The 21,016-nt window shown below is 61.3% G+C and carries 18 protein-coding genes, 1 tRNA gene and 1 pseudogene; 9 read left to right on the top strand and 11 right to left on the bottom strand.

Annotation, left to right across the window (positions count from 1 at the left end):
- Positions 1 to 6 precede the first annotated feature (6 nt).
- Positions 7 to 934, bottom strand: a pseudogene (locus FJV80_RS15240) (zinc-dependent alcohol dehydrogenase family protein).
- A gap of 196 nt (positions 935 to 1,130) precedes the next feature.
- On the bottom strand, positions 1,131 to 1,628 hold the full coding sequence (locus FJV80_RS15245; RefSeq protein ID WP_095789728.1) for a sulfocyanin-like copper-binding protein: 498 nt from the start codon (positions 1,626 to 1,628) through the stop codon (positions 1,131 to 1,133).
- A gap of 260 nt (positions 1,629 to 1,888) precedes the next feature.
- Between FJV80_RS15245 and FJV80_RS15250 the strand changes: the two genes are divergently transcribed.
- The 6 genes from FJV80_RS15250 to arcC all read left to right on the top strand — a co-directional run bounded on the left by FJV80_RS15250 (position 1,889) and on the right by arcC (position 7,641).
- Positions 1,889 to 2,167: a PepSY domain-containing protein gene (locus FJV80_RS15250; RefSeq protein ID WP_142876811.1), complete on the top strand. Its 279-nt coding sequence runs from the start codon at positions 1,889 to 1,891 to the stop codon at positions 2,165 to 2,167.
- 43 nt (positions 2,168 to 2,210) lie between these two features.
- Positions 2,211 to 2,741 carry a cytochrome b/b6 domain-containing protein gene (locus tag FJV80_RS15255; protein WP_095775419.1) on the top strand — a complete coding sequence of 177 codons (531 nt, stop codon included), beginning with the start codon at positions 2,211 to 2,213 and terminating at the stop codon, positions 2,739 to 2,741.
- Between the two features lie 179 nt (positions 2,742 to 2,920).
- Positions 2,921 to 4,444 carry an arginine-ornithine antiporter gene (gene arcD, locus FJV80_RS15260; protein WP_246688982.1) on the top strand — a complete coding sequence of 508 codons (1,524 nt, stop codon included), beginning with the start codon at positions 2,921 to 2,923 and terminating at the stop codon, positions 4,442 to 4,444.
- 27 nt (positions 4,445 to 4,471) lie between these two features.
- The gene (locus FJV80_RS15265; protein WP_095789725.1) at positions 4,472 to 5,686 is read left to right on the top strand and encodes an arginine deiminase; all 1,215 of its coding nucleotides are present in this window, start codon (positions 4,472 to 4,474) and stop codon (positions 5,684 to 5,686) included.
- A gap of 16 nt (positions 5,687 to 5,702) precedes the next feature.
- A complete protein-coding gene (argF, locus tag FJV80_RS15270) occupies positions 5,703 to 6,704 on the top strand; it encodes an ornithine carbamoyltransferase (protein ID WP_095775416.1) in 1,002 nt (333 codons plus the stop codon).
- A gap of 1 nt (position 6,705) precedes the next feature.
- Entirely contained in the window at positions 6,706 to 7,641 is a 936-nt protein-coding gene (gene arcC, locus FJV80_RS15275) for a carbamate kinase (protein ID WP_142876812.1), read from the top strand.
- Here the strand turns inward: arcC and FJV80_RS15280 are convergent.
- From FJV80_RS15280 to FJV80_RS15290, 3 genes are all read right to left on the bottom strand, one after another.
- Positions 7,638 to 8,147, bottom strand: a complete 510-nt coding sequence (locus FJV80_RS15280; RefSeq protein WP_095775414.1) for a hydrolase — start codon at positions 8,145 to 8,147, stop codon at positions 7,638 to 7,640. The two genes, arcC and FJV80_RS15280, sit on opposite strands and share 4 nt — an antisense overlap.
- An 80-nt stretch (positions 8,148 to 8,227) precedes the next feature.
- Positions 8,228 to 9,634, bottom strand: a complete 1,407-nt coding sequence (locus tag FJV80_RS15285; RefSeq protein ID WP_142876813.1) for a bifunctional serine/threonine-protein kinase/universal stress protein — start codon at positions 9,632 to 9,634, stop codon at positions 8,228 to 8,230.
- A gap of 14 nt (positions 9,635 to 9,648) precedes the next feature.
- A complete protein-coding gene (locus FJV80_RS15290; protein ID WP_095775412.1) occupies positions 9,649 to 10,389 on the bottom strand; it encodes a metallophosphoesterase family protein in 741 nt (246 codons plus the stop codon).
- A gap of 334 nt (positions 10,390 to 10,723) precedes the next feature.
- Between FJV80_RS15290 and FJV80_RS15295 the strand changes: the two genes are divergently transcribed.
- Positions 10,724 to 11,371 (top strand): helix-turn-helix domain-containing protein, encoded by a 648-nt coding sequence (locus FJV80_RS15295; RefSeq protein WP_095793730.1) that lies wholly within the window; start codon positions 10,724 to 10,726, stop codon positions 11,369 to 11,371.
- Positions 11,372 to 11,424: 53 nt separating this feature from the next.
- Positions 11,425 to 11,940 (top strand): GNAT family N-acetyltransferase, encoded by a 516-nt coding sequence (locus FJV80_RS15300; protein ID WP_095775410.1) that lies wholly within the window; start codon positions 11,425 to 11,427, stop codon positions 11,938 to 11,940.
- Here the strand turns inward: FJV80_RS15300 and FJV80_RS15305 are convergent.
- The 3 genes from FJV80_RS15305 to FJV80_RS15315 all read right to left on the bottom strand — a co-directional run bounded on the left by FJV80_RS15305 (position 11,937) and on the right by FJV80_RS15315 (position 16,324).
- Positions 11,937 to 13,136 carry an acetate/propionate family kinase gene (locus tag FJV80_RS15305; RefSeq protein WP_142876814.1) on the bottom strand — a complete coding sequence of 400 codons (1,200 nt, stop codon included), beginning with the start codon at positions 13,134 to 13,136 and terminating at the stop codon, positions 11,937 to 11,939. The two genes, FJV80_RS15300 and FJV80_RS15305, sit on opposite strands and share 4 nt — an antisense overlap.
- 51 nt (positions 13,137 to 13,187) lie before the next feature.
- Positions 13,188 to 15,611, bottom strand: a complete 2,424-nt coding sequence (locus FJV80_RS15310; RefSeq protein WP_095775408.1) for a phosphoketolase family protein — start codon at positions 15,609 to 15,611, stop codon at positions 13,188 to 13,190.
- 637 nt (positions 15,612 to 16,248) lie between these two features.
- Positions 16,249 to 16,324, bottom strand: a tRNA-Lys gene (locus FJV80_RS15315).
- A gap of 305 nt (positions 16,325 to 16,629) precedes the next feature.
- Here FJV80_RS15315 and FJV80_RS15320 point away from each other — a divergent pair.
- Positions 16,630 to 17,079, top strand: a complete 450-nt coding sequence (locus FJV80_RS15320) for a BA14K family protein (RefSeq protein WP_142876815.1) — start codon at positions 16,630 to 16,632, stop codon at positions 17,077 to 17,079.
- A 114-nt stretch (positions 17,080 to 17,193) separates the two neighbouring features.
- Here the strand turns inward: FJV80_RS15320 and FJV80_RS15325 are convergent, their stop codons facing one another.
- From FJV80_RS15325 to FJV80_RS15335, 3 genes are all read right to left on the bottom strand, one after another.
- Positions 17,194 to 17,670, bottom strand: a complete 477-nt coding sequence (locus FJV80_RS15325) for a DUF6882 domain-containing protein (RefSeq protein WP_142876816.1) — start codon at positions 17,668 to 17,670, stop codon at positions 17,194 to 17,196.
- A gap of 34 nt (positions 17,671 to 17,704) precedes the next feature.
- Positions 17,705 to 19,198 carry a glycerol kinase GlpK gene (gene glpK, locus FJV80_RS15330; protein ID WP_142876817.1) on the bottom strand — a complete coding sequence of 498 codons (1,494 nt, stop codon included), beginning with the start codon at positions 19,196 to 19,198 and terminating at the stop codon, positions 17,705 to 17,707.
- Between the two features lie 90 nt (positions 19,199 to 19,288).
- On the bottom strand, positions 19,289 to 21,013 hold the full coding sequence (locus FJV80_RS15335) for an ABC transporter substrate-binding protein (RefSeq protein WP_095775404.1): 1,725 nt from the start codon (positions 21,011 to 21,013) through the stop codon (positions 19,289 to 19,291).
- Positions 21,014 to 21,016 lie beyond the last annotated feature (3 nt).

Genomic DNA, 21,016 nt, shown 5'->3' on the forward strand with positions numbered 1-21,016 from the left:
TGTCAATCACGGCACCAGGACGGCGGCGCCGCTCAATCTGCCTTGCCTCAGATCGCCCAGTGCCTGGTTGGCCTGTTCCAGCGGGTACACCTTGGTGTGCGTGTGCACCTGGGCGCACCAGTTCACGCTCTTGCCAGAGCAACTCATAGGCCATCGCCGGAATGTCGCTCATGTGGATGCCGCCGCAAACCACCCTGCCGCCCTTGCGGACAGCGCCAAGCGCGATCGGCACCAGGTCACCGACGGGAGCGAAGATGATCGCGGCATCGAGCTGCCTTGGCGGAAGTTCATCAGACCCGCCCGCCCAGGTCGCTCCGAGCGAACGAGCAAATTCCTGCGCTTGCTTGTCACCCGGCCGGGTGACAGCGAAGATCTCACGACCTTGCCAGATCGCGATCTGGGCGACGATATGCGCGGCAGCGCCGAAGCCGTAGATCCCGAGCCGCTTGCCGTCACCGGCCTTCTTCAGGCATCGCCAGCCGATCAGGCCAGCGCAAAGCAACGGCGCCAGCGATACGGGATCGGCATCCCGGTTCAGATCGAAAGCGAATTGCGCGTCCGCAATGACATGGCTGGCGAAGCCGCCATCGCGCGTGTAGCCCGTGAAATCCGGCTGATCGCAAAGGTTTTCACTCCCTGCGAGGCAGTAGGGACAATGCCCGCAAGTGTCACCGAGCCAAGGTACGCCAACTCGGCGCCCCACCCTGGACCGCGCGACGCCCTTGCCCACAGAATCGACGATGCCGACGATTTCGTGACCCGGAATGAGCGGCAGTTTTGGATGACGCAGATCCCCATCAATCACGTGCAGATCAGTGCGACAGACAGCGCATGCCTCGACCTTCAGCCTTATCTCGCCCGTCCCAGGCATGGGATCGGGCCTGTCGACCAGCTTCAAGGGGGCGCCGACCTTTTCGAGCACCATCGCTTTCATGACGCGCTCCATACGCCGCAGGAAAAAATGCCCAGACCGCCCAATCCGTCTGTTTCGTCGAGCCAACGCTCGGCCCAACCGTTGACCTTGCCTTCGGTCGTAACCTTGCCGTCCTGCGGCAGCCAAACCGACAGGACCGGCGATCCCGGCGAGCTTTCAAAAACTGCGACAATCGCAGGGTCGCCAGGTTCAAGGCCTATGGATCGACAGTGAATTCGGTCCACATGCCGGCTCCATAGTGACCCGGTACGTTGCAGACAAGCAGGTATTTTCCAGCCTTCAGTTCGACGGTCAATGCGCCTGATTTGCCGGGATCGAGCTCTGAAACCTCGCCCTTGTCGCCTGCTTTGTCTTCGTCGACCCGGTTCTCGGCATCCAGATAGGGAAGCGGCTTGCCGGGATCGGCAAGATACATGACGATCATTTCGTGAACGGTGTCCTTGGAGTCATTTTTCACGTTGAATGTGACCTCCCCGGCCTTCACCGCTCCGGGGGAAGCCTTCATACCCATGGTGGCCTTCGAAAGATCGATCCCGGGCGTCGCATAAGCGAGCCCCATGGGCATTTGCACGCTTGCCCCCTTGTCCCACAAAGAGACCTGGACAATCGAAGCAGCCCGGGTCGCGCTGGCGCTGCCGAGCATAAGCATTATGGCGGCAACCCCAAGCGAAGCTCTCCTCAACATGGTTTTCATGACTTTTCTCCTTGGGATAGTAGCAGAAGCGCTCTGTATCCCGGCCACCATCCTGCTCGCGGCGCCACCCGCGATCCTTGCGCCAAATCAAACCGACCGGCGGTGAGCCCGATCGGCGATGCCGAAGCCGCTGTCAGCCAGTTGTCAGGTTGAATTGGCTATCCCGCACCAATGACGGTCATACCGCCGTCTGGCCGAACCGGTCGAAATCCACCCCTCAAGGCGCAACATCAGCGCCCAACCTCTCGAATGGAGCCATTATGTATCGCACACTCGTCCTCGCCGCGCTCGCCGGCATGCTTGCAGGACCGGCGCTCGCTGCTGGCGGCAGCTGCAGCACCGCGCCGAAATCACAGTTCAAGCCCAAGGCAACGCTCGAGGCGCAATTGGTCGGCGAAGGTCTCACCGTCCGCCAGATCAAGGTCGAGAAGGGTTGCTATGAAGTCTACGCAGTCGACAAGGCCGGCAAGAAAGTGAATCTCGCCTACAATGCCGAGACCCTTGAAAAGCTCGATAATGCCGAAGCCGGCGAAAACTGATCGGAACGCTTCAATAGCGGCGGACGCGCAACCATCGCTGGAGATGGTGCGCGTCTGGGACCGAGTCGTGCGAGGCTTTCACTGGGCGCTGGTGCTCAGCTTCGTCACGGCCTGGCTCACTTCCCATTCTTCGGAGGACGTCCACTATTGGGCTGGCTACACTGCTGCCGGGCTGGTCGTGACGCGGCTCGTGTGGGGTGTCCTTGGCACACCCTATGCGCGCTTCTCGCAATTCGTGCGTGACCCGGAAACGGTGCTGCGTTACCTATGGGCGTTGCTGCACGGTCGCGAAGCCCGCTACATCGGCCACAACCCTGCCGGCGGCGCAATGATACTCATGCTGATCGCGGCGATGGGTTCAACCGCACTGACCGGTTGGCTGATGACGACGGACGCCTATTTCGGCGTGTCGTGGGTCGAAACGATGCACAGCCTCAGCGCACACGGTCTACTTCTGCTGGTCCTTTTCCATATAGGCGGCGTCGTTCTGGCAAGCTTTCGCCATCGCGAAAACCTGGTACGGGCCATGATCACGGGGCGAAAACGCAAAGCCGAGCCGGCGGACATTGCCTGACAGCCATTAGCCGACCGGATCCGATTTGCGCCCTGGACGATTTCTGGGGCGCAAGTCGGTCGCTCCTGTTCGACACGGCTCGGAAAGCACGCGATGCGACCCAGAAACCGGAACACCATCGCCACTCTTTTATTCAGTTTTATTCAGCAAAGGCTTATTGACCCGCATCAAAGCCGTTGGTGCTGGCTTCCTGTCTATTGCCTCCCATCAGAGCCTTCAGATTAGGGAGAGCGCCCATGACTACGACTGATATCAACGTCCCAGTTCGGAAAGTCGCGACTGCGGCGCCAACGAAACTTCGTGTAGGAGCCCTCACCGCACTGGTGATCGGTTCGATGGTCGGCTCCGGCGTATTCAGCCTTCCGCAAAATATGGCTGCAGGGGCCGCCCCCCTTGCCATCCTGATCGGCTGGGCGATCACAGCCGTGGGCATGCTGGCACTGGTCTTCGTCTATCAATCGCTAGCCACCCGCAAGCCCGAGCTGGACGCAGGGCCCTACGCCTACGCCAAGGCCGGTTTCGGCCCCTTCATCGGCTTCAACAGCGCCTGGGGCTACTGGATCAGCGCCTGGGTCGGCAACGTCTCCTACGCAGTGATCGTGTTCAGCGCGTTGTCCTATTTCTTTCCGGCCTTCGGTGATGGGAACACATGGCAGGCGGTGCTCGGCGCATCGATCCTGCTTTGGCTAATCCACGTCCTGGTTCTCGCCGGTATCCGGCAGGCAGCGATCGTGAACCTCATCGTCACGGCGGCAAAGATCGCTCCGATCGTCTTGTTCGTCGGGGTTGTCGTGGTTGCCTTCAAACTGCAAGTCTGGTCGCTCGACTTCACCGGTCTGGGCAACGCCAGTCTCGGTTCGATTACCGCACAGGTGAAGAGCACGATGCTGGTGACCCTGTGGGTGTTCATCGGCATCGAAGGCGCCAGCGTCTTTTCCGGCCGCGCAGAACGTCGCAAGGACATCGCCACGGCAACTGTTCTCGGCTTCTTCACCTGCCTTGCGCTCTACGCCCTGGTGTCGCTGCTGTCGCTCGGCATCCTCAGCCAACCCGAGCTCGCAGTGCTGAAGAATCCGTCTATGGCGGGCGTGCTGGAAGCGGTTGTCGGTCCCTTCGGCGCTATCCTGATCAACCTCGCGCTTGTGGTATCGGTGGTTGGCGCCTTCCTGAGCTGGACGCTGCTCGCGGCAGAAATTCCACATGTCGCCGCCAAGGATGGGACAATGCCGAAATTCTTCGGCCGTGAAAGCGATCACGGTGTGCCGGCGACCTCACTTCTGATCACCAACCTCCTTGTCCAGGCTTTCCTGGTGATCACGCTGTTCGCGCAAAGCACCTATCAGGCATTGTTCTACATCGCGTCGGCCGCAATCCTTGTTCCCTATATCTTTTCTGGAGCTTACGCTGCCAAGCTCGCGCTGACCGGCGAGAGCTACGAGAGCGGCGAGCAACGCACTGGCCCGCTTTTGGCCGGGTTGGTGGCAACGGTCTACGGCTTGTGGCTCGTCTATGCAGCAGGCCCGGCCTACCTGTTCATGTGCGCGATCCTCTATGCCCCAGGCATCATCTTCTACGTCTGGGCGCGCCGTGAAACCAATCAGCGCGTGTTCCATACCGCCGAGGCCGCCCTCGCCGGGATCCTCATCGCGGTCGCCATCCTCGCGGTCTACGAGATGTGGACCGGCGCCGTCAGTCCGCTGTGAGAGGCCCGCTGTGCGAGGGTTGACGCGATGACAAGCCTGGGTGTCCATTCCGAAGTCGGCCGGCTGCGCGAGGTGATGGTCCACCGTCCGGACCTCAGCCTACGCAGGCTGACACCGGACAACTGCAAGGCGCTGCTCTTCGACGACGTGCTGTGGGTCAAGCGAGCCCGCCACGAGCATGACGTCTTCGTCGATGCCTTGCGCGAACGCGGCGTGCTGGTGCATTCCTTCGGGGAACTCCTGGCTGAGACAATGCGCCTGAGCAAGGCGCGCGACTGGCTCCTCGACCGCCGGATTCATCCCGGCGTCGTCGGGCTGGACATGGTCGGCGAACTGCGGGGATGGCTCAACGAGATGTCATCGGAGCAATTGTCGTCCTGCCTTGTCGGCGGCATTGCCCGGGCAGAGCTTCCTTTCGAACCCAAAGGCCTGACCGGAAGGACGCTCGCTCCTCAAGATTTCGTAGTGCCGCCGCTGCCGAACCAGCTTTTCACGCGTGACAGCTCCTGCTGGATCTACGGGTCGGTCTCGGTCAATTCCATGTATTGGCCTGCAAGGCGCCCGGAGGCGGCCAATGTCGAAGCCGTCTACCGCTTCCATCCCCGCTTCCGCGACAGCGGGGTGCCCTTTGTTTCGCCGGATCTGGGAACAGGAACCAGCCTGGAAGGCGGCGACGTCATGCCGATCGGTGGTGGAGCGGTTCTCGTCGGCATGGGCGAGCGCACCACGCCGCAAGCCGTCGGCGATCTCGCGCGCAGCCTGTTTGCCTCCGGCGAGGCGACGCGTGTGATTGCTGCGCTGATGCCCAGGGACCGAAGTTTCATGCATCTCGACACCGTCTTCACTTTCTGCGATCGCGACCTTGTCACGTTGTATCCGCCGGTGGTCGACCGGATGCGCACTTTCTCACTGCGGCCTGGCGATGGAGAGACGGCCGTCGAGGTCACCGATGAGGCAAAGCCGTTCACGACGGTGGTTGCGGAAGCCCTTGGTCTGAAGTCGCTGCGCATCATCGCCACCGGCGGCGACCGCTACGAGGCCGAGCGCGAGCAATGGGATGATGGCAACAACGTCGTTGCGGTCGAGCCCGGCGTGGTCATCGGCTACGACCGCAACGTCTACACCAACACACTGCTGCGCCGTGCCGGGATTGAAGTGATCACGGTCGAAGGCGCCGAACTCAGCCGCGGCCGAGGCGGCGGGCACTGCATGACCTGCCCGATTGTGCGCGACCCGATCTGAACCGAAAGGAATTCCCATGTCGATCAATCTTCATGGCCGCTCCGTCCTGACCTTGGACGATCTCACGGCCGACGAGATCCGTTTCCTGCTGAAGCTCGCAGCCGACCTGAAGGCAGCCAAGCTCGCCGGCCACGAAATCCCGCGTCTTGTCCGGAAGAACATCGCGTTGATCTTCGAGAAGGATTCGACGCGCACGCGGACCGGGTTCGAGGTAGCGGCCTATGACCAGGGCGCTCATGTTACCTATTTCGGCCCCACCGGCAGTCATATCGGCCACAAGGAATCGATGAAGGATACTGCTCGCGTGCTCGGCCGGATGTACGACGCGATCGAATACCGAGGCTTTGGCCAGCATCAGGCCGAACTGCTTGCCGCGCATGCCGGCGTGCCCGTCTACAACGGCCTCACCGATGAGGCGCATCCGACCCAGATTCTCGCCGACTTCATGACCATGCGCGAATTCACGCACAAGCATCTTTCTGACATGACCGTCGCCTTCGTTGGTGAAGGGCGCGACAATGTCGCGCTGTCGCTGGCGCTTGGAGCTGCCAAGGTCGGCATCGACATGCGCATAGCCTCGCCAAGGGAGCTCTGGCCGGATGAGGCATTCTGCGCCCATGTCCGAGGGCTGGCAGCACAAAGCGGCGGCCGCTTCCGGCTCGACGAGGACGTGCCGAGTTGCGTGCAGGATGCTGATTTCATCTACACCGACGTGTGGATGTCGATGGGCGAGGACAAATCGGGCTGGGCCGAGCGCATTCGCCTTCTGACACCATATCGGGTCACCGGCGAGGTGATGGCTGCCGCCGGCAATCCCCACGTCAAATTCATGCATTGCCTGCCGGCGTTCCACGACACCGGTACCGAGATCGGCGAGTTCATCGCAAAGGAGTACGGCATCGACTGCATGGAGGTCACCGACGACGTATTCGAGTCGGCTGCGTCGATTGTCTTCGACCAGGCCGAAAACCGGATGCACACGATCAAGGCCCTGCTCGTCGCCACGATCGGCAACTGAGATGCTTGTCGTTGTTGCGCTCGGCGGAAACGCATTGCTGCGTCGTGGAGAACCGATGACAGCCGACAACCAGCGCGCCAACATCGTGCGCGCCGCTTCGGTGCTCGCGGAACTTGTCGACGACGGGCACTCGATTGTCGTCACACACGGCAATGGGCCCCAGGTGGGACTTCTGGCCCTGCAGGCAGCGGCAACGTCGGACGGCGGCACGTTTCCGCTCGACGTGCTTGGCGCCGAGAGCGCCGGCATGATCGGTTACGTGATCGAGCAGGAGCTCGGCAACCTCCTCAAGGAGAGGCTTTTTGCGACCCTGCTGACGCAGGTGAAAGTAGATCCGCAAGATCAGGCTTTCGCTCACCCGACGAAGCCGATCGGCCCGGTCTACGACAAGGCAACCGCGCATAGGCTTGCCGGCGAGCGCGGCTGGCAGATCGCGCCCGATGGCGAAAAATGGCGCCGTGTCGTGGCCTCGCCCAAGCCGTTGGAGATTCTGGAAGCGTCCGTGATTTCGTTTTTGGTCGAACGTGGCGTGATCGTCGTCTGCACCGGCGGCGGCGGGGTTCCGGTGATAGCCCGGGATGACGGCAGTCTTTGCGGCGTGGAGGCCGTCATCGACAAGGATCTGGCAAGCTCGCTTCTCGCTCGCGCGTTAAAGGCCGACATGCTGCTCATGCTGACGGATGTCGACGCCGTCTATGTCGACTATGGAACGGCTGCCGCGCATGCGCTTCGGCGCGTGACCGCCAAGGAGATCTCGGAACGGAATTTTCCAGCCGGCTCCATGGGGCCCAAGGTCGGTGCCGCAATCGAATTCGCTGAAGAAACGGGGAAACCCGCGGCGATCGGCAAGCTCGATGATGCCGTCGCAATCGTCAGAGGGGAACGCGGTACCTGGGTCGAGCCCGGCGCTCCAGCCACCGAACCTGGACGATCCTAGGCCACCGCCGCGATGGCGACGACATAGTTCTTGCCGTAGGCTTCGGCGCATTTCGGGCATGTCGTGTAGAAGAAATAGACCTCGCGCCCCTCTGCGTTTCGATGACGCGCAATTTCCCGCATTTCTTCGTCCCACGCCCTCGCCTGGCTGTATGGCCCCTCGAACAATTTGGTCACATAGTCGCCGCTCAGCGTGGTCATCTCTTCGTTGGCGACAGGTTTCGAGGCCGCAAACAGATGCTCGCTGCTCCAGGGCGAGACATCCCTGCTGAGAACGATGAGCTGATCGGGATCGGAAGCACCGGCGTCCTCGATGTGTTTGTTGACGCGCGCGAAGACGCTGCCCATGTTCACCGGGATATGCATGACGCTGTGGGTCGTGGCTTTGACAAACCGTTTGTCCCTGAAGTGCAGTTCCTGACCGTCCCAGCCCTCGGGATTGAATCTGGGGCAGCAACCGGTCGTGTTGACGCTGGCGTCGTATCGAGGCGTTGCATTCGTCTGCATGGCTCTTCTCCATTTGAACAGCCATCTGACGGGCAAGGACACCAGCCTTCCTTGATCGGAGTCAAACACCCTAGAACGCATCAAAGCGGCCGCGCTTGTTCCTCGACGACCTTCAGTCGGACCACCGAGACCGAGCAAAGAGCCTGTGCGACCACTTTGGTCGAAACGCTGCCGAGGTGGCGGCGGATTGCCGAAGATGCCCGGGCACCAACGACGATGTGGCCGACGTCATTGTGCTCGGCATAGTCGAGGATCGCATCAGCGGGGCTGACCGCTTCGAGCACATGATAACTGATGCGGTCTTCCGGCAGATGAAGTGGGTGAGCCCAATCCTTCAGCGCCACCAGCCGTTTCAAGTAGACGGGGCGTCCGGATTCGTCGACCGCCCGCGTCTCGCCTATGATCTCGGTCCTCAGGACCGTCACGCAGGCCAGGCGGGAATCCTCGCGCGAAGCAAGCACACGAGCGGTTTCATTGAGGACCTCGCCCGCCAGCGCATCGCTGCCATTGGCCAGATCGACCGCGGCGAGGACAATAGACGGGCCGGCCTGCGCCCTCGACAAGGTCGGCTTGCCGACAAGCGATCTGTCATCCGTCTTGCGAAACAGCCTGGCGATCGCGGCCCATACTCCCTTGTCCTGGGGTTTGCGCCTGGCGACCACCACCTGGTCGGGGTTCCTCAGGTCGGACAGAAGGTGCGCCGCCTCGACATATCGTCGAGACCTGTCCACTTCCATGCATCTCAGGATGATGGCTTCCAGCCAGCGCGGAATGGCATCGTTGATATCTCTCGGCGACCTTGGAGCGTGATAGAGCCTGCGCTTCATCCCCGCAAAAGTCGCCGGCCGCCCGAACGGCTCCTCGCCCGTTGCCAGCTGATAGAGGATGCAACCCAGAGCAAACAAGTCACTTGCAGGATCGGACCGCTCTCCGAGCACCTGTTCTGGTGAAATATAGGCGGCCGTGCCCATCGGCACCGAGCTTTCCGCGCCGAGAAGATCGGGAAGCTCCGCGTGCCAAGCGAGCCCGAAGTCGAGGAGCACTGCCCCGCGCTCGGCGAGAATGACATTCTCGGGTTTGAGATCGAGATGGACGACCTTCTGCCGGTGCAGGGCAGCGAGTGCGGTCGCGATCTCGGCGCCGATCCTTGTCACCTCGTCCACGGGGAGCGGCGCGTTGCCGACGAGATCCGCCAGGCCGGTGCCCGCCACGAACTCCATGGCAAGATAGGGCACCCGCGACAAGCTGCCGGCTGCCGCAAAACGCGGCACATGCGGGCCTGACAGGCGTTTGAGGATCAGCTCCTCAGCCTCGAAACCGAGGATGACGGAAACCTCCCCGCCCGGGTCGAGAAACGGTATCTTCAGCACAAGCGGGAATTCGTATCGCGGGTTGGTCGCCCGCCAGAGCGAGGCCATGCCGCCGGCAGGCAGCTTTTCCACCAGCTCGAAGCCATCGATGACTGCCCCTGCCTCAAACCTTTGCATGGGAATACGTCTCCTCAGCGGCCGATCTTCAAACGCATGCCAAGCCAACCGGGCAGACCGGCGGCCTGGATCTTGCGTGCCGTTTCTTCATGATCATAGGGGACACGAACCATCGTGACCTCGTGGCGTTGCGGGTCGACAAGAACAAAGCATGCCGCCGGGTTGCCATCGCGAGGTTGACCAACAGCGCCGGCAATTATCAGATGCCTCCTCAGCGCCGACAGTGGCGCCGCCACGTTGTCCAGCGGCTGAAAATGCATCGGTCGACGCCCGGGTAACGCATAATAGATGGCCGGCACGTGGGTATGGCCGCAGAAAATGAACTGGGCATCCGTTGAAGACAGGCAGCGTTCTGCCGCATCGACGTCGCGTATATACGACCATCTTTCTGGCCTCTCGGCACTGGCGTGCACATACAGCCGGTTCTCGGATTGCAGTGAAAGCGGCAATCGCGCCAGGAAATCGAGGTGCGTGGAAGCGAGGCGTTCACGGGTCCACTGGGCCGCGAACCGTGCATTCTCAGTCATGTTGCTCAGGTTCCGCGCCACTGCCTCGTCGTGGTTGCCCATGATGCAAAGCGCGCCGCGCGCCACCAGATCGATGGCCTTCTCGATCACATAGATGGGATCCGGCCCGTAGCCGACCAGATCGCCGAGCAACACCACCTCGTCCGGATCGTGCCTTCGGACGGCCTCCAGGGCTGCGTCGAACGCCTCGCGATTGGCATGGATATCAGACAGGATCGCGATGCGCATTCAACCTATCCCGAGCGTAGGCAAACCATAGGCAATCGGCGGCGCGAATGATTTGATCCGGCTCAACACCCATGCGCGAGATAATCGGGAGGAGCAATAACCAAGCTGCCAACCACGACAGTCGCATCCGCGGAGCCGGTATATCGCGGATATCACGACACCATCTGCAAAGTCGAAGACGCAGGGTCGGATGGCAGCGGGATCGCAGCCGACGCCAGGGCGGCCGCCTGACGTCCAGGCCCCGCCTAGGTAGTTTCCCGTAGGGACATAACCGAATTTCGGCACCCGCCGATTTGCGCGATTGCTGTGTCACGGATCAACCGGGAAGACAGCCATGCAAGCCTACACCTCCTCCAGGATTTCATTGTCGTCGCATCTTGCTCAGCCGGGCCTGCCAGCGCCACTCGATTCCGGGCCGGTGCAGCCGGTCAGCTTCTTCCCAGCGGGTTCAGAGATCTATGCCCAGGGCGGGAAGGCGGGAGCCTTCTACCAGGTCGAGTTCGGCGCCGTTCGCATCTACCGACTGCTTGCCGATGGCCGCCGGCAGATAAGTGCCTTCCACCTGGCTGGAGAGACATTCGGCTTCGAAGCTGGCACGACGCACCACTTCTTCGCCGAAGCGATCAATGCCACCTGTGTTCGTGTCTTCCGCTTCAATGCTGGGGCGGACATGTCACATCAGTTGCTGCCCCTGGCGCTCAAGGGGTTGACCAGGGCCCAGGAACACCTCCTCGTCCTGGGTCGCCAGAACGCCATCGAACGCGTGGCCGCCTTCCTGGTGGATATGGTGGAGCGCCAAGGCGGCCTGCGGCAGGTGGAACTTCCGATGTCGCGCATGGACATCGGCGACTATCTGGGACTCACCATCGAGACCGTGTCACGGGTTTTCACCCGGCTGAAGGACAAGGGCGTCATCCGCCTGCTCAACCTGCGCAGCGTCGAAATCCTCAAGCAGGACGTGTTACGGACCATGGGCGAATGAGCCCTCCCAAGCAGCGAGCGTAACGTCAGCCTCAGATCAGGGATCTTGTTGTCATGAACGATACACTTACCACCCACACCGGATTTCGCTTCGAAGTGCGTCGCGCGCGCCCTGAAGACGAGGCCGGGCTGGCCGAGTTCTTCACGCATGTGACCGCGGAAGATCTGCGCTTCCGCTTTCTCGGCGCTGTGAAGGAAGTTTCGCATGAACGGCTGGTGGCGATGACGCGTTCAGACGACGCGCATATCCATAATTTCGTGGCCTTCTCGACCGACGGGATGTTGATCGCCGTTGCGACGCTGGCAAGCGATCGCGCCGACCGAACCGGCGAGGTCGCAATCTGCATTCGCGCGGATCGCAAGCATCTGGGCGTTGGCTGGGAACTGCTCGCCTATATCTCGAAATATGCCGAAAAACTTGGACTCGAAGCGATCGAAGCGATCGAGAGCCGTGAAAACCGTGCCGCCATCGAGGTCGAGCGCGACATGGGTTTCACCGTGACCACCGATCCCGACGATGCGACACTCGTCCAGGTTCGAAGGGAACTGGGCGCACGATCAGCCGGTTAGGGGCTCGGCCCCTCCTGGTTTGCCGAAGACGCAAAGATCGACATCTCTACCGCGACGGCACGTTCTTCATCTGCTGGAATGACAAGGACATCGACGCGGGAATTGCGATTGCTAACAACGTCCTCGCCTCGTCGGTTTCGTTGTTCATCGATGCCAACTCCAAGCCAGGCCGCGGCGGCGCCGATCCTTTCCCGGACCAACGGCGCGTTTTCGCCAATGCCGGCAGTGAACACCAGTGTGTCCAGTCCTCCCATGGCAGCGGCCAGCGATCCTATCTCGCGTCCGATCCGATAAACGAAGAGATCGACAGCCTGAACGGCAGCAGGATCCTCCGAGCCGATCAGGGTCCGCATATCGCCAGATATACCAGACACGCCGAGTAGGCCTGATTGCTCGTAGAGAAGCATGACCAGTTCTTCGGCGGACAGCCGCCGTTCCTGCAGCAAGTGGAGGATGACCCCCGGATCGAGCGCACCGCAACGCGTGTTCATGACAAGGCCGTCCAGGGTCGAAAACCCCATGGTCGTGGCGACGCTTCGTCCAGAGTCCATGGCGCACAGGCTGGCGCCGCTGCCGAGATGAGCGACGATCGTGCGGCCGCCGGCGACGGCGCCGTATCGGTCATGCAGCTTCGCAGCGATGTGGCTGTAGGACAGCCCATGAAAGCCGTAGGAAACGATGCCCGCCTCGGTCATCGCGCGCGGCAGCCCGTAGGTTTTGGCAAGCTCCGGCCGGGTCGAATGAAACGCCGTGTCGAAGCATCCTACCTGGACGGCCTGCGGGAGGAGTGCAGTGGCCAGCGCGACAATCTCGAGATTGATCCGTTGGTGGATGGGCGCCATTGGCTCGAGCAAGCGCAGTGCTTTGAGCGTGCGTTCGTCGAGCTGCGTTGCTTCGGTGAAGTCGCGCCCGCCGTGAACGATCCTGTGCCCTACCCTGTCGATGCGACGCAAGAGATCGTTTTCGACGAGCACGGAGGCAACCGCCGCGAACGCCTTGTCCATATCGATTGGTTCTTTGCTCAGGCTCCTGTCGACTTTGGAGCTGCCGGCTACGGCCTCGACACGCAGCCGCGGTTGTTGACCCAGAGAGGAGACGTTGCCGCGCAGCAGCAGCGCCAGCTCACCGCGTCGCCCGAATACGGCGAACTTCAGGCTCGAAGAACCGCCGTTGAGAACAAGGATCGCGTCGGTCATGAAGCCATCCGAAATGTTGCCGTTCCCATGCGCTTGCGAACGGGTGTCCGTTCAATCCGGACGCTTCGGCGCCGCATCAGCATCCTGTCCCCACTTCCAGTCAAGGATCTCCGGCATGTCCTGCCCATGGGCGCGAATATAGGCTCGATGTTTAAGCAGCTTGCTGTCCATCGCCTGCTTCAGGCTGACCCGCATGCCCTTCAGTCGCGGAACCCAGTCGAGGACGCTTTGGACGATATGAAAGCGGTCAAGGCCGTTCAGCACCGTCATATCGAAAGGGGTCGTCGTCGTCCCTTCCTCGTTGTAGCCGCGCACATGGATGTTGTCATGGTTGGTGCGCCGATAGGTCAGGCGGTGAATGGTCCAGGGATAGCCATGATAGGCAAAGATGACCGGTTTATCCGGGGTGAACAGCGCATCGAAATCACGATCCGACAGACCGTGCGGATGATATTCCTTCGGCTGAAGCGTCATCAGGTCGACGATATTGACCACCCTGATCCTGAGGTCGGGAGCCTGTTGCCTGAGGATCTGCACGGCGGCCAGCGTTTCGAGGGTCGGGACGTCGCCGGCGCAAGCCATCACGACGTCGGGCTCAGCCCCATCGTCCGTCGACGCCCAGTCCCAGATGCCGATCCCTGCCCGGCAGTGAACGATCGCCTTGTCCATCGGCAGCCACTGCCATGACGGCGGCTTGCCTGCGACGATGACGTTGATGCGGTTCCAGGTCTGCAGCACATGGTCGGTCACGCACAGCAAGGTGTTGGCGTCCGGTGGCAGGTAGACCCGTACGATGTCGGCCTTCTTGTTGAGGGCGACGTCGATGAAACCAGGGTCCTGATGGCTGAAGCCGTTATGTTCCTGATGCCAGACATGGCTGGACAACAGATAGTTCAGCGATGCGATCGGCCGGCGCCACGGGATCTCGCGGCAGGCATCCAGCCATTTCGCATGCTGGTTGAACATGGAATCGACGATGTGGATAAACGCCTCGTAGCAGGAAAACAGGCCGTGGCGCCCGGTGAGCAGGTAGCCTTCCAGCCAGCCCTGGCAGGTGTGCTCGGAGAGGATTTCGAGAACTCGGCCGTCGCGCCCGAGATGAACGTCTTCGGGCAGAATCTTTTCCATCCAGCCGCGCTCGGTGACTTCAAACACGTCCTGAAGACGGTTTGAGGCAGTCTCGTCCGGGCCGACGATGCGGAAGTTCTTCGCGGCCTCATTCAACCGCATGACGTCCCGCAGGAAGCTGCCCATCGCCCGCGTCGACTCGGCCTTGATGGCGCCGGGGCGCTCGACCGCAATGGCGTGGTCATGCAACCCGGGCAGTTCGAGGGACCTGCGCAGCAGCCCGCCATTGGCGTGCGGGTTGGCACTCATTCGTTTCGTTGCCTGCGGGGCCGTGGCGCGGATCGAAGCGACAGGAGCGCCAGCGGCGTCGAACAGTTCCTCGGGCCGGTAGCTTCTCAGCCACTCCTCAAGCAGCTTGAGATGCGCGGGGTTTTCGGCAAGGCCCGACAATGGAACCTGGTGCGAGCGCCAGAAGCCCTCTGTCTTCAGGCCGTCGACCTCTTTCGGCCCGGTCCACCCCTTAGGGCTGCGCAGCACGATCATCGGCCATTTTGGTCTTGGCTCGGTCGGGGCTAGTCCGTTGCGCGCGGCATGCTGGATAAGCTTGATGCGATCAAACGCATCGTCGAGCACGCTCGCCATCCGCTCATGCATCAGGACCGGCTCGTGGCCTTCCACGAACAGCGGCTCATAGCCGTAGCCGGCAAACAGCGCGCGCAATTCCTCTTCGGGAATGCGGGCCAGTATAGTTGGATTGGCGATCTTATAGCCGTTGAGATGCAGGATCGGCAGCACGGCCCCGTCGCGCGTCGGGTTGAGGAATTTGTTGGAGTGCCACGCGGCCGCCGACGGTCCGGTTTCTGCTTCACCGTCACCGACGACGCAGGCAACGATGAGATCAGGATTGTCAAAGGCCGCGCCATAGGCGTGCGAAAGCGAATAGCCCAACTCGCCGCCCTCATGGATCGAGCCCGGCACGTCCGGTGCGGCATGGCTCGGTATGCCGCCGGGAAACGAGAACTGCCGGAACAGCTTGCGCATCCCCTGCTCGTCCATCGCAATGTCCGGATTGAGCTCGCTGTAGGTGCCTTCCAGATAGGTATTCGCCACCATTGCCGGGCCGCCATGACCGGGTCCGCAGATATAGATCACATTCGCGTCCCTGAGCCGGATGACGCGATTGAGGTGGGCATAGATGAAACTCAATCCGGGCGACGTTCCCCAGTGGCCGAGGAGACGCGGCTTGACGTGCTCAAGCCGCAACGGTTCGCGCAGCAGCGGATTGTCGAGCAGGTAGATCTGGCCGATCGTCAGATAGTTGGCTGCGCGCCAATAGGCATCGATATCATGCAGCTCGCGATCCGACCGAAGGCCGCCGGAAGCTGGTATCGTCCTATGCTCGGTCATGTCTGGCTCCCATCCTGTTGGCGCCCTGTCGCCGGAGCGCGACATGGGCTTGTGTTCGTCGATCCGCGGGGAATGGACACCAACGCGTGTGCACGCTTTCCGTTCATCGCTTCGCAACCTTACGTATCCGTGTCCTCGAGCGCGCGCGCCTCCGGGTATGTCGCCATGCAGAGACATGCTATTGGCTTCATGAGATTTCGCGTCCTTCGCAACATGCCTGCGCTCGCGACATCTATGGAGGCCGCGGACAGCGCTGCATTGATTCACCGCAAATGCCGCCATCGGTGCGACCAAGGAATGAAGGTTGGGCATGCTCGGTCGGGAGGCCCACCCGCGAATGCTGACATTCACTGCTCCTGAACGACCTAGCGGGTTGTGGTGCCGCTGATAGTGCTCCGTTACCGGCGCCGAATGGATCGAGGCAAGGCCCGACTTGAACAGCCCCGACTTGAACAGCAGGTGAGGGTCGAAGCGTCCGATTTGAAGAACTCTAGCGTGTCGAAGGACTTGCACGACCATTGACGGCCAATGGCAAGCTTAGCCACCTCTCCTTACGGGCACTACGCGGACACAAATGCGGCGCTGTGGCAAAACAATCCCGTCAGCCTCGTGTAATTTATTGATTTCATTGAAATATTGGTGAGCGCGATGGGATTCGAACCCATGACCTACTGATTAAAAGTCAGTTGCTCTACCGGCTGAGCTACGCGCTCCCGCGGGCGCGAAAGGGCGGCCCTCGAAATTGCGCGGAACATAGGGAGAGTGCCTCGACCGGTCAACCGGAAAAAGAGCATCCGCAAGCCATACCGCGCAAGCATTCCCACTGTGGCACTCCGCCTGCTTCGATCAACGGCGCAACGCCCCCGGCGAAGCGCTGGCGTCACCCCACGTCGGCGCTGGTGGGAGGTCGGAGAAACATTACAATTCATCAACTTGGGATTTAGCGAGGAACCTTCCCCAAAGACCACCCGTTGTCTCGCCTCAAGGGACGTCAATCACGCTTTCGAAGGAGAAGGTCATGAACAAGATCGTATCGGGTATGCTGGCGACCACCCTGTCGGCTTCGTTTGCCGCGACTGCTCTGCCTGCCAATGCCTCACAGATGTTGGTGCCGCAGGCGGCTTCGAGTGATGTGCAGACGGTCGATTACAAGCCGTGGATGAAGAACCGCCATTTCGACGGCAATCGTAACTTCGCGCGTAACGGCGACGCCTATTGGAATGGCCATCGCGGCTATCGCGAATATCATCGCGGCTATCGCCGCCACGGCGACTACTGGTTCCCGCTGGCAGCTTTCGCGACTGGCGCGCTGATTACGGGTGCCATCGTCAACAGCGAGAACAACCGCGTCTCCGAAGGCAATGCGCATGTGCAGTGGTGCTACGACCGCTATCGCAGCTATCGTGCTTCGGACAACACATTCCAGCCGAACTACGGACCGCGCCAGGAGTGCCGTTCGCCTTACTGACCCAGGGATGAGTGTCAGTGGCTGGCAAGTCTGATTACAAGGCCCGCGTTGGAAATGGCGCGGGCCTTTTCGTTGAGACTTTCAGCATCCCGGTCAACGGAATGAAGTTTCCTGTCAGTTGGTCCAGCTTGCGCTTTTGAGTATCAGATAAAGGCCTCCACCTTCTCCGCGCGGAGAGCGATAGGCTCCGAGCGCGTCGCAGACTCGCACCATTGCAGCGGCCAGTTCCCAGCCGAGTGCTTCCAGGTCATCTGTCGTGTCGGTCACAAAAGCCTGCTGAAGTTCGGCAATATCATTCTCCTCGCCGAAGGAACGAACGCGATTGGCGTCGGCAAGAAGTTCGTTGGGCAAGTTGGAATTCGACCACGCCCAAAGCCAGTTGCCGGCCTTGGCGCTTGTCGAGCCAGCAATCTGAATCTCGGCAACGACCTTGACGGCACCATTGTCCGAAAACAAAAGCCTGCCGGTCGTCAGGTCATAGTCATAGCGCGGCCAGCGGCCGAGGCGAAACTCCTTCTCCAAAATGGCATTCTTCGCGGTCAGCTGTTCAAAAGCCTCGTCCCGCCAAGCAGGATACCAGTCTGGCTGCATGTCCCCCACCTCAAGTCCGTTCCTGTGGTGACCGTTATGACACGCTCAGAGTCCTGCGCACAGCATCGCGCCAGCCTGCCAGCTTGGTGGATCGCGTGGCGCTATCCATCTCCGGCTTGAACCGCCGCTCGAGCGCCCAGCTCTTGGCGAATTCCTTCGCCTTGGGCCAGACACCAGCCTTCGAACCGGCAAGCCAGGCCGCACCCAGCGCGGTCGTCTCGAGGATGGTCGGGCGATCGACGGGAGCATCGAGAATGTCGGCCAGCCGCTGCATGGTCCAGTCCGACGCGACCATGCCGCCATCGACCCTCAGCACCGTTTTCGCCGAAGTGCCCTTCCAGTCCTTGCGCATGGCGTCGAGCAGGTCGCGGGTCTGATAGGCGACTGCCTCCAGGGCGGCGCGCGCGAACTCCGCAGGACCGGAATTGCGTGTCAGTCCGAAAATCGCGCCGCGCGCCTCGGCGTCCCAATGCGGCGCGCCGAGACCGACAAAGGCCGGCACCAGATAGACGTTTTGCGTCGGATCGGCTTCATCAGCGAGTTTGCCGCTCTGCTCGGCCTTGCCGATCACCTTGATGCCGTCCCGCAGCCATTGCACGGCAGCGCCGGCAATGAAGATCGAGCCTTCCAGGGCATAGGTGGTCTTGCCGTTCAGCCGATAGGCGATGGTGGTCAAGAGCCGGTTCTTCGAACGCACCAGATCGCCGCCGGTGTTGAGCAGCGCGAAGCAGCCGGTGCCATAGGTGGATTTCATCATGCCCGGCTCGAAGCAGGCCTGGCCGATGGTCGCGGCGTGCTGGTCGCCGGCAACGCCGAGAATCCTTATTGCGGCGCCGAAGAGATTCTTCTCCGTGACGCCATAGTCATCTGCGCAATCCTTCACTTCGGGCAGCATCGCGGGGGGAATGCGCAGGATGGCCAGTAGCTCGTCGTCCCAGACATTTTTCTCGATGTTGTAGACCAGCGTGCGCGAAGCGTTGGTGGCATCGGTGGCGTGGAGCTTGCCGCCGGTCAGCCGCCAGATCAAAAAGCTGTCAATCGTGCCGGCGAGCAGCTCGCCCTTCTCGGCACGCTTCCTCGCCCCCTTCACCTTGTCCAGCATCCAGGCGATCTTGGTGCCCGAGAAATAGGGATCGAGCAGAAGGCCGGTCTTGCGCGTGAAATTCTTCTCCAGCCCCTGCTTCTTCAGTTTCTGGCAGAGCGGCGCGGTGCGCCGATCCTGCCAGACGATGGCGTTGTGGATCGGCTTGCCGGTCGCCCTGTCCCAGATCACGACGGTCTCGCGTTGGTTCGTGATGCCGATGGCGGCGACATCAGATCCTTCGCGGCCAGCATTCTTCAGCGCAGCCTTCACGGTCGTCACGACGCTTGCCCAGATCTCTTCCGGGTCATGCTCGACCCAGCCCGAGGCCGGATAGTGCTGGGTGAATTCCTTCTGCCCGCTGCCGGCGACTTTCATCTCACCGTCAAACAGGATCGCCCGGGTCGATGTCGTTCCCTGGTCGATTGCCAGCACAAAACCGCTCATTGCGTCCTCCGCCTTCACACAAACAGGGGAGACGGCAACATGCCGCCTCCCCCAATTTCACACGGGCGCGAGCGCCCGCATAGGGCAGTCCTATTTCTGCCAGCTCTTCACCAGTTCGTCGTAGTTGATGGTGATCGGCTTGTCCTTCTCCTTCTCGAGCTTCAGCTGAGGCGCCAGATTGCCGCCCTTGACCGCGTCGGCGTTCCAGTAAGCAAGGTCATGCTCTTCGGCCATCTTCGGTCCGATGTCGCCCTGGACACCGGATTTCTCGATACGTGCCATGACTTTTTCCTGATCGGCGCAGAGCGAGTCCATGGCTTCCTGCGGTGTTTTGGCACCAGACGATGCGTCACCGATGTTCTGCCACCAGAGCTGAGCCAGCTTCGGATAGTCCGGCACGTTGGTACCGGTCGGCGTCCACTGCACACGGGCCGGCGAGCGATAGAACTCGATCAGACCGCCGAGCTTCGGCGCACGTTCGGTGAAGCTCTTGTCATGGATGGTGGAGTCGCGAATGAAGGTCAGGCCAACCTGGCTCTTCTTCACATCGACGGTCTTCGAGGTGACGAACTGGGCATAAAGCCAGGCGGCCTTGGCGCGGTCGGTCGGCGTCGACTTCATCAGCGTCCAGGAGCCGACGTCCTGATAGCCGAGCTTCATGCCGTCCTTCCAGTAGGAGCCGTGCGGAGACGGCGCCATGCGCCACTTCGGCGTGCCGTCCTCGTTCATGACCGGCAGGCCGGGTTTGACCATGTCGGCGGTGAAGGCGGTGTACCAGAAGATCTGCTGAGCGACATTGCCTTGCGACGGCACGGGGCCGGATTCGGAGAAGGTCATGCCCTGGGCTTCCGGCGGCGCATAGGCTTTCAGCCAATCAAGATACTTCTGGATGGCATAGACCGATGCTGGTCCATTGGTGTCGCCGCCGCGCGCGGTGCACGAGCCGACAGGCCGCGAATTCGCATCGACCTTAATGCCCCATTCGTCGACCGGCACACCGTTCGGCAGGCCCTTGTCGCCATTGCCGGCCATCGACAGCCAGGCGTCCGTGAACCGCCAGCCGAGCGACGGGTCCTTCTTGCCGTAGTCCATGTGGCCATAGACCTTCTTGCCGTTGACGTCGCGGCCAGTGAAGAATTCGGCGATATCCTCATAAGCCGACCAGTTGACCGGCACGCCGAGATCATAGCCGTACTTGGCCTTGAAGTCGGCCTTGTTCTTCTCATCGTTGAACCAGTCGTAACGGAACCAGTAGAGGTTCGCGAACTGCTGGTCGGGCAGTTGGTAGAGTTTCTTGTCCGGCGCGGTGGTGAACTTCGTGCCGATGAAGTCGTCGACGTCGAGCATCGGATCGGTGACGTCCTTGCCTTCGCCCGCCATCCAGTCGGTCAGGTTGCGCACCTGCTGGTAACGCCAGTGGGTGCCGATCAGATCGGAATCGTTGACCCAGCCGTCATAGATGTTCTGGCCGGTCTGCATCTGGGTCTGGATCTTCTCGACGACGTCGCCTTCCTGGATGACGTCATGCGTGACCTTGATGCCGGTGATGGCGGTAAAGGCCGGTGCCAGCACCTGAGACTCGTACTGGTGGGTGGTCAAGGTTTCAGACACGACTTTGATTTCCATGCCGGCGAAGGGCTTGGCCGCGTCGATGAACCACTGCATTTGCTTTTCCTGGTCGGCGCGGGAAAGCGTCGACACGCCGCCTATCTCTTTGTCCAAAAAGGCTTTTGCCTCATCCATCCCGGCATAGGCATTGCCGACGCCGAGCAACAGGACAAGGGCCGTTGTTGATGTTAAAAATTGCCGTCGCATGTG

The organism is Mesorhizobium sp. WSM4310 (genome assembly GCF_007003935.1).
In the GTDB taxonomy this organism is placed as follows: Bacteria; Pseudomonadota; Alphaproteobacteria; order Rhizobiales; family Rhizobiaceae; genus Mesorhizobium.

Excerpts from the sequence above, each read along its gene's own strand:
- FJV80_RS15245 (WP_095789728.1), bottom strand. The coding sequence starts at position 1,628 with ATGAAAACCATGTTGAGGAGAGCTTCGCTTGGGGTTGCCGCCATAATG.
- FJV80_RS15250 (WP_142876811.1), top strand. The coding sequence starts at position 1,889 with ATGTATCGCACACTCGTCCTCGCCGCGCTCGCCGGCATGCTTGCAGGA.
- FJV80_RS15255 (WP_095775419.1), top strand. The coding sequence starts at position 2,211 with ATGGTGCGCGTCTGGGACCGAGTCGTGCGAGGCTTTCACTGGGCGCTG.
- FJV80_RS15265 (WP_095789725.1), top strand. The coding sequence starts at position 4,472 with ATGACAAGCCTGGGTGTCCATTCCGAAGTCGGCCGGCTGCGCGAGGTG.
- argF (WP_095775416.1), top strand. The coding sequence starts at position 5,703 with ATGTCGATCAATCTTCATGGCCGCTCCGTCCTGACCTTGGACGATCTC.
- arcC (WP_142876812.1), top strand. The coding sequence starts at position 6,706 with ATGCTTGTCGTTGTTGCGCTCGGCGGAAACGCATTGCTGCGTCGTGGA.
- FJV80_RS15280 (WP_095775414.1), bottom strand. The coding sequence starts at position 8,147 with ATGCAGACGAATGCAACGCCTCGATACGACGCCAGCGTCAACACGACC.
- FJV80_RS15285 (WP_142876813.1), bottom strand. The coding sequence starts at position 9,634 with ATGCAAAGGTTTGAGGCAGGGGCAGTCATCGATGGCTTCGAGCTGGTG.
- FJV80_RS15290 (WP_095775412.1), bottom strand. The coding sequence starts at position 10,389 with ATGCGCATCGCGATCCTGTCTGATATCCATGCCAATCGCGAGGCGTTC.
- FJV80_RS15295 (WP_095793730.1), top strand. The coding sequence starts at position 10,724 with ATGCAAGCCTACACCTCCTCCAGGATTTCATTGTCGTCGCATCTTGCT.
- FJV80_RS15300 (WP_095775410.1), top strand. The coding sequence starts at position 11,425 with ATGAACGATACACTTACCACCCACACCGGATTTCGCTTCGAAGTGCGT.
- FJV80_RS15305 (WP_142876814.1), bottom strand. The coding sequence starts at position 13,136 with ATGACCGACGCGATCCTTGTTCTCAACGGCGGTTCTTCGAGCCTGAAG.
- FJV80_RS15310 (WP_095775408.1), bottom strand. The coding sequence starts at position 15,611 with ATGACCGAGCATAGGACGATACCAGCTTCCGGCGGCCTTCGGTCGGAT.
- FJV80_RS15320 (WP_142876815.1), top strand. The coding sequence starts at position 16,630 with ATGAACAAGATCGTATCGGGTATGCTGGCGACCACCCTGTCGGCTTCG.
- FJV80_RS15325 (WP_142876816.1), bottom strand. The coding sequence starts at position 17,670 with ATGCAGCCAGACTGGTATCCTGCTTGGCGGGACGAGGCTTTTGAACAG.
- glpK (WP_142876817.1), bottom strand. The coding sequence starts at position 19,198 with ATGAGCGGTTTTGTGCTGGCAATCGACCAGGGAACGACATCGACCCGG.
- FJV80_RS15335 (WP_095775404.1), bottom strand. The coding sequence starts at position 21,013 with ATGCGACGGCAATTTTTAACATCAACAACGGCCCTTGTCCTGTTGCTC.